Raw genomic sequence first — 6364 nt, 5'->3', positions numbered from 1 at the left:
TATGAGAAGTGGGGGGGCTTGGGGAGCAGGGGAAAGAATGCGCGATAGTCTCGGTTTTCCTAAAGGTGGGCTGCCCTAGGTTGCAAGTATGGGTAGTGTCCCTGTGCCTACCTCTACTTGCGGGGTTAATATTTCTGTAAACTGCTATGAAAATTAAAAATTTAGACTCTCTTGTCTCCCCATCCGGAGCGTCACCGCATCTCCCCATCACTGCGGTCTTCCTCTCAACTTTCAGGTTCGGTATCAATTTCGATATCGAGAGTATCTTCGTCAATCCGAACGTACAAGATATTCGGTTGGCAGCAAACCTGGCAGTCTTCGACATAAGATTGCTGTATCCCAGCGCTAAAATCGATGAATGTCGTGGAGGGTTCGCCGCAATAGGCACAGTGATATTTAGCTGTTGACTGCATGGCGTTCGCACTCCCGTTTCGTGACTTGGTGGCGGTAGCGAAACATTTCTTCTAGCTGCTGCTCGACAATCCAACCGAATAAGGTGTCAGTGAGTTCTCCAACGGGTAACGAAAAGGCGATCGCATCGGTCAGTCTCGTCTTGTCCCCTTCCGGGCTAAACTGATGCCGATGAGTCCAACTTTCCATGGGACCTTCTATTTGTTCGTCAGTAAAGAGGCCGTAGCGATCGCATTCCGTATGACGCGCTAACCAGCGTACGGGAATCGGGCCGAAAAATAGTTTAAATTCCGTTATTGCCCCAACATCTAACCCTCCCTCGCGACGGACGATTTCCACATTTTGCCACGGCGGCGTTAGCAGTTGTAGGATGTCCGATCGCTCGTGAAAGTTCCACAGGGTTTCGACCGTCGCATTGATTAGCGTGGAGTATTTGAAGTGCAGCATAAGCTCGAGTTCGGTTCAATATTAGAGGGGTTGGACGATCATCTATCCCAATATCTTCGCAACCCATCCCCGATCGGCATTTGAGAAATTCGATCGCGATTTTTTAACCCGTTTTTAGGCAAGATCGCCAATTCAAGCAGCCGAAGGAGGATAGATCGAGTTTACACGGGGTTTGACTCTTTCCTTCGAACAATTTGAGTCGCCGGGGTTTGTCAAAATTTAATCTACGGGTTAGCGATCGCCCATCGACCTCAAACCAATGTAGAAGTCGAACGGTCAGACAAGTTCAGTCCGGTGGTATCGCGAATCACGACGATCGAATTATGAGAACAGATGCGCGAACACCCCTGTGTTGAGGAACCGATTCGCGCTCGATCGTTATAGCAAGTTGAGGTTGATACCGACTGTGCGCTCGTTTAGGCGATCGTCCCCATAGCTACCTCCATAATTTTACGCAGGCACTCGATGGGCAATTTAACGGATGCGGCTTCTGGTTAAAACGCGCTATCAATAGAGTATCAAAGACTTCACGAAGTAAACACAACCATTTCACCCTCTCGTTTGTGGGGGTGTTTTTTCTTTTGAGGCGATCGAACAAATACCCCCACTTCAAAGAAGTAGAGGTAAAAATTTAAATACATGGGGATTTTGAGGCTACTGGTTTTAGATAGACCAGACCCCAACATACTAGCTCTCTCTTCAATTCGGGAAAAGGAAGGAGAGACTTTGTGCTGGAAACTGATGATATCCTAACTTCTCAGACTCGAGAATGGCAACGGGAGCTTCACCCATCAAGTGTTGCACCCTTATGTCCCGAGACTCTTTTGGTTGTTACCCCTCGCACTCCAATATTGCCAACCCTCTCGTGCGTTTTCGCGAATGGCTACCGTCATCGAACATCCGGATTCGATATCGCTTACCCAATTGTTGCAATGGTTTGCGCGAATGCATTCAAGGGGGCGCGCGCGCCGATAATAGTTATGAGAAATCCGGATTCTTAGATTTTGAGACTCTAGAATTCTGGAAAATGCTGGTAAAATCGACGCGATCGCGCGTCCGAAAGAGAACACAAGGAGAACACTATGGCTTGGGTTAAAGCTCTTCCCCGCGAAAATCTAGAAGCGGGTGGACGACAGGTGGTAAAAATCGGCGATCGAAAAATTCTGCTCGTCGATCTCGATGGAAAAATCTGTGCGGTGAACAATGCCTGTCCCCATCTGAAGTTGCCTCTCAAAAAAGGGAAAATCACCCCCGATGGTGCGATCGTCTGTCCGTTCCATCGCAGTGCTTTCGATCTTTGCACCGGTGAGGTCAAAACCTGGTCGCCTTTTCCTCCCGTGGTGGGCAACCTGCTCGGGAAAATCTCGGCAGAAAAGACCTTAGAAGTGTTTCCCACTCGCATAGAATCTGACAGTATCTGGGTGGATGTAGCGGAATAAAGTCTCTATCGGGAGAGGCAGAGGCAGTAGGGGAAGAGAGAATAGGCGAACGGACAACGGAAAATTGGTGAGTCGTTCTTCTTCTTCTGCGCCCATCCCCAACTCCTCCGAGATACTGTCACTCGATAATCTTCAACTCCCTCACTAGGGTTTCTGTCATCTTTGCCAAGCGATCTAACTGATTCTTAAATTCCTGGGCCCGCCGCTTGTGGTAGTGTTTTTTGTGAAGTGCCGCCCGTGCTAAGTCTTCTCGATCTTTTTTGAGCGCTTCGCGGGCAACGCGCTCCCAAGTTTTCATTTCCCCTATTGCATCGTTATACTCGGGCTGTATCCCGTTCCACGCTGTTTTGATATCTGTAAGAGCTTCGTGGAGCATGCGCGAGGTCTCGGGGCGATCGCTTCCTTCGATGGCTTGTTTGAGGGGTTCGTACAACCCTTCGGGGTTGATGTGACTGATGAAGGGGATGAAGTTTAAGATTTGCTGGCTGGCGCTCGCTCCCGTTTTGCACCAGGTGGCAAAGTGTTCGCAATTGTTGAACAGTAGATTATATTTTTGTTCCCCCAACCGACTTTGGGCGCGGGCGATAGTGGTATCGGCAATATAACCCACTTTGTATTGTTTCTGGTAAAGCTTCCCCCCTCGGGTGAATGTCGCCATCGAAGTTCGTTCGATGGTTTCGCTGGGCTTTCGGTAGTGAATTACCGTCCCATCGCCGCAATTGATTCCATGATGTTCGTAAACGCCCTGAAAATTCAGGAACTCTCGCATGACGTAAATTTGCTCGCCCCGTGTCATATTCACTCGATCTTGCCCATCGATCGGATCGTAACCGATCGGATGAATTAGTTAGTTAGAACGACAACGACCGATCGTCCGAGCGCATTGTACCCCCACCCAGAACATCGCGATCGCCAGAACGATCGTAAACCAGGCGGGTAATGGGTCTTTTTCAGGCGGCTGGGTTGAAGCTGAAGAAACTCGCTCGACTTCAAAGTAAATTCTTTGAGGACTCGGTGGTGGCATGACGATTTTGAAAGTAAAGCACCCGATGGTTATCGATTTCGCCCCAAGGTGAAGTGCGATCGTGCTTAGGGGTCTGGTCGCACGCACGAACGAAAATTTGTGACCCAACCCCCAAACGTTTGTCTTGCAAACTAGATTTCGGCAACGGCTCGATCGATTAAGCGACGGGCGAGGGTTTGTACTCCCGTATGCTCGTAGTAGTTGGTGCTCATATCGAGAAATGCCGCCAGATAATCTAATTTATCATCACTGACATCAATAAAATTTTGCAGGCTGCTGCTGACTTTTTGCGGGGTCAAATCGCGAGACTGGATAAAGTTGTTCATCCAACCCTTGACCGAATCAAAACTTTCACCGACGAAGTTCAATTTCCCTTGGGCGCTGTTACCCGGAATGAGTTCGCCAATCTTTTTAAAACCCGCATTCTTTTGCAATTCTGAAGGACTTAAATTATCCAACTTATTGGTCACCAAGCGGATAAAATCAGGCCCGAGGGGAATCAACCCATCGAAGGCCACCAGCGCCGCCATCCGCGTCAAGGCGCCACCGCTATAGTCTCCTAAGGCTTTGAGAAAATCACCGATACTGTCGCCGGGAATGCCGTTAACCTTGCAAAAGGCAACGATTTCCACCACCAGTTTCAGAGCCAGATCGAGAGTTTGAGCTTTATCGGCTTTGGGGGTGAGTTTGTTCAAAAAGCCCAGCAGCGGTACTTTTTCCCCCACCTTATTCGCCAGGGCTGCGGTTCCTAGGGTACTGCCGACACTATCGATGGTTTGGTACAGCCACAGGGCTTGCTGGTAGCCTTGGGACTTAGCGCTGTAGAGCGCGATCGCCCGATCGCTCACCATCTGGATCAACGCATCATCGGTTTCTTGGGTGACGGTGCGAATCGTGTTGTCCCACCCTACCAAATTGTCCCACTGTCCGGGAATGGCGAAATCGAGAGATTTGAGGGCAAAGGTGGTGATATTGCTGGTGGGGAGTTCGTCCACCAATTGGTTAATGGGTTTACTCATGAGTAGATTTCCCTAATTTATTGCAGTCGTGCTAAACCGTTGAGATCGAATTTTTGCAGCCAAGCCTCGCGATCTGTGCCGGTAAAACTCGAATCGCGGGAGATTGCTTTGACTTGGAAACGCTCGGCGACTAAAATCGCAGTCTGGGTACTGCCCACTTCCACTGCCGGGTAGCCAGCAATAGATTTGCGACTTTGTTGATACTTTTGCACGGCGGCTGGGGTACTAGCCGTATCGGAAATTGCCAGCATGGCGACATCGTTGCCGTTCTGTTTGAGTTTCGCTTCGGCAAACCCCTCTTTCTCCTGGGTATAAACGCGATCGAACTCTCCGGATGCCGACGGGAAAAACTTGTTAAACTCGCTACCGGGTAACACCTGAGTCGAAACGGTTTCCGACGGTGCGCTGCTAGACGATGAAGCTGGGGGAGCGGTTGTGGTGCTGCATCCGGTAACTAGCAGCACCGCACTAAGCAGCAAGGCTGCTAGGGTTCGTCGCACATACGCAAAGCTCATCACTTTCTCCTGATGTTGGGATGTGGAATCATTTTAACTTTTGCGGGAGATGCGGGGGGGCTTCAAGTGCGAATATCGGTTTGGCGATCGCCAGACCGTTCCTTCTTTTAGAGCGATCGGGGGAAACAACGATCCTTTTTCTTTCTCGATCGCATCTGGGCGAATCGAATCCGAACCCCAAAACCGATATTAAGTCGATATTGCGCGCAGACTTTGAAGAACAGGTAAAGATCGACCGCACGCGCGAGACCGGTGTAGGATTGTAAAGATACTTTCAGGGAAATCGGTGCGATACCGATGGTTCAAATTCACATCTACTGACCGATTCTAGAGACAATCGAAGCGCCATTCTAATCTTTTTTCAATATAAAGTGTGCGATCGCTGCCACGGCAACTCACCCAGTAGAATCGCTAGACTGGAAGCTCAAGCATGATATTCGGTAGTGTTACTCAAGATGCGAATTTTAATCTATTCTTACAACTATCATCCGGAGCCGATCGGTATCGCTCCTCTGATGACCGAACTTGCAGAAGGACTCGCGATTAAGGGTCATGAAGTCCGCGTGGTTACAGGGATGCCCAATTATCCCCAGCGTCAGATCTACGAAGGGTATAGAGGAAAATTATACTGTACTGAAGAACGCAATGGGGTGACGATCCAGCGTTCTTACATTTGGGTTCGTCCGAAACCCGGTTTTATGGATCGGATTCTGCTCGAAGGCAGCTTCGTCCTCAGCAGTTTCCTTCAGGCTTTAAACGGTTGGAGACCCGAGATCGTTCTCTTGACGGTTCCGCCCTTACCCGCGTGCGTCCCCGCTGCTTTACTCGCCTGGTTCCACAACTGTCCGTTAGTGGTCAACCTCCAAGATATCTTGCCCGATGCGGCCGTAAATACGGGCTTGCTGCGCAATAAAGCTCTCATTCGCGTGTTTGAGTCGTTGGAACGGTTTGCTTACCGTCAGGCGACCAAAATTAGTGTCATTGCCGATGGCTTTACCGAAAATTTACTTAAAAAAGGCGTTCCGTCGGACAAAATCACCCAAATTCCCAACTGGGTGAATACGAATTTTATCCGGCCGTTACCGAAAGACAACAATGCTTTCCGCCAAGCCAACCAGCTTGAAGGTAAGTTCGTGGTGCTGTATGCGGGGAATATCGCCCTGACACAAGGGGTGGAGATGGTGGTGCAATCGGCTCGATACCTACGGCATTTGCCTGATGTAGCGATCGCGATCGTCGGAGAAGGAAGGGCGCTCGAAAGCTTGAAGCGATTGCGCAAACGGTGGAAAGTGGAAGACCAAGTGACGTTATTACCCTTCCAGCCCCGAGAACAACTGCCGACGATGCTCTCCGCAGCCGATATAGGGTTAGTGGTACAAAAGCGCAATGTCATTTGCATTAATATGCCCTCGAAAATTCCCGTCTTACTCGCGAGTGGTTGCCCGATTCTCGCCTCGGTTCCTCAGGCTGGTACCGCAGCTAAAGCAGTCGGACAGAGTGGCGGTGGAG

8 protein-coding genes are annotated in these 6364 nt (G+C 49.9%); 2 read left to right on the top strand and 6 right to left on the bottom strand.

The features are described 5' to 3' along the window. Window positions 1-224 precede the first annotated feature (224 nt). Window positions 225-413 carry a CPXCG motif-containing cysteine-rich protein gene (locus tag IQ235_RS15735; RefSeq protein ID WP_264322390.1) on the bottom strand — a complete coding sequence of 63 codons (189 nt, stop codon included), beginning with the start codon at window positions 411-413 and terminating at the stop codon, window positions 225-227. Further along, window positions 397-858: an SRPBCC family protein gene (locus tag IQ235_RS15730; protein WP_264322389.1), complete on the bottom strand. Its 462-nt coding sequence runs from the start codon at window positions 856-858 to the stop codon at window positions 397-399. The genes IQ235_RS15735 and IQ235_RS15730 overlap by 17 nt, the downstream gene beginning before the upstream one ends. Before the next feature lie 1082 nt (window positions 859-1940). Between IQ235_RS15730 and IQ235_RS15725 the strand changes: the two genes are divergently transcribed. Continuing rightward, a complete protein-coding gene (locus IQ235_RS15725; RefSeq protein WP_264322388.1) occupies window positions 1941-2297 on the top strand; it encodes a Rieske (2Fe-2S) protein in 357 nt (118 codons plus the stop codon). Between the two features lie 118 nt (window positions 2298-2415). On the opposite strand, the gene IQ235_RS15720 is transcribed toward IQ235_RS15725, so the two are convergent. Genes IQ235_RS15720 through IQ235_RS15705 form a run of 4 tightly spaced genes read right to left on the bottom strand, consistent with a single transcriptional unit; the run spans window position 2416 to window position 4855 of the window. Further along, window positions 2416-3093: a lecithin retinol acyltransferase family protein gene (locus tag IQ235_RS15720; protein ID WP_264322387.1), complete on the bottom strand. Its 678-nt coding sequence runs from the start codon at window positions 3091-3093 to the stop codon at window positions 2416-2418. Window positions 3094-3144: 51 nt separating this feature from the next. Further along, window positions 3145-3408 (bottom strand): hypothetical protein, encoded by a 264-nt coding sequence (locus IQ235_RS15715; RefSeq protein ID WP_264322386.1) that lies wholly within the window; start codon window positions 3406-3408, stop codon window positions 3145-3147. Window positions 3409-3452: 44 nt separating this feature from the next. Then, the gene (locus IQ235_RS15710; protein WP_264322385.1) at window positions 3453-4340 is read right to left on the bottom strand and encodes a hypothetical protein; all 888 of its coding nucleotides are present in this window, start codon (window positions 4338-4340) and stop codon (window positions 3453-3455) included. 17 nt (window positions 4341-4357) lie between these two features. Further along, window positions 4358-4855, bottom strand: a complete 498-nt coding sequence (locus IQ235_RS15705; protein ID WP_264322384.1) for a hypothetical protein — start codon at window positions 4853-4855, stop codon at window positions 4358-4360. Window positions 4856-5310: 455 nt separating this feature from the next. Here IQ235_RS15705 and IQ235_RS15700 point away from each other — a divergent pair. Continuing rightward, window positions 5311-6364: glycosyltransferase family 4 protein (locus IQ235_RS15700; protein ID WP_264322383.1), on the top strand; the 1054-nt coding region annotated here is incomplete at its 3' end.

The sequence above is a fragment of the Zarconia navalis LEGE 11467 genome (genome assembly GCF_015207075.1).
Lineage (GTDB): Bacteria > Cyanobacteriota > Cyanobacteriia > Cyanobacteriales > Geitlerinemataceae > Zarconia > Zarconia navalis.
Note: the sequence above shows the minus strand (reverse complement) of the source record. Positions and strands in the feature narration are given on the sequence as shown.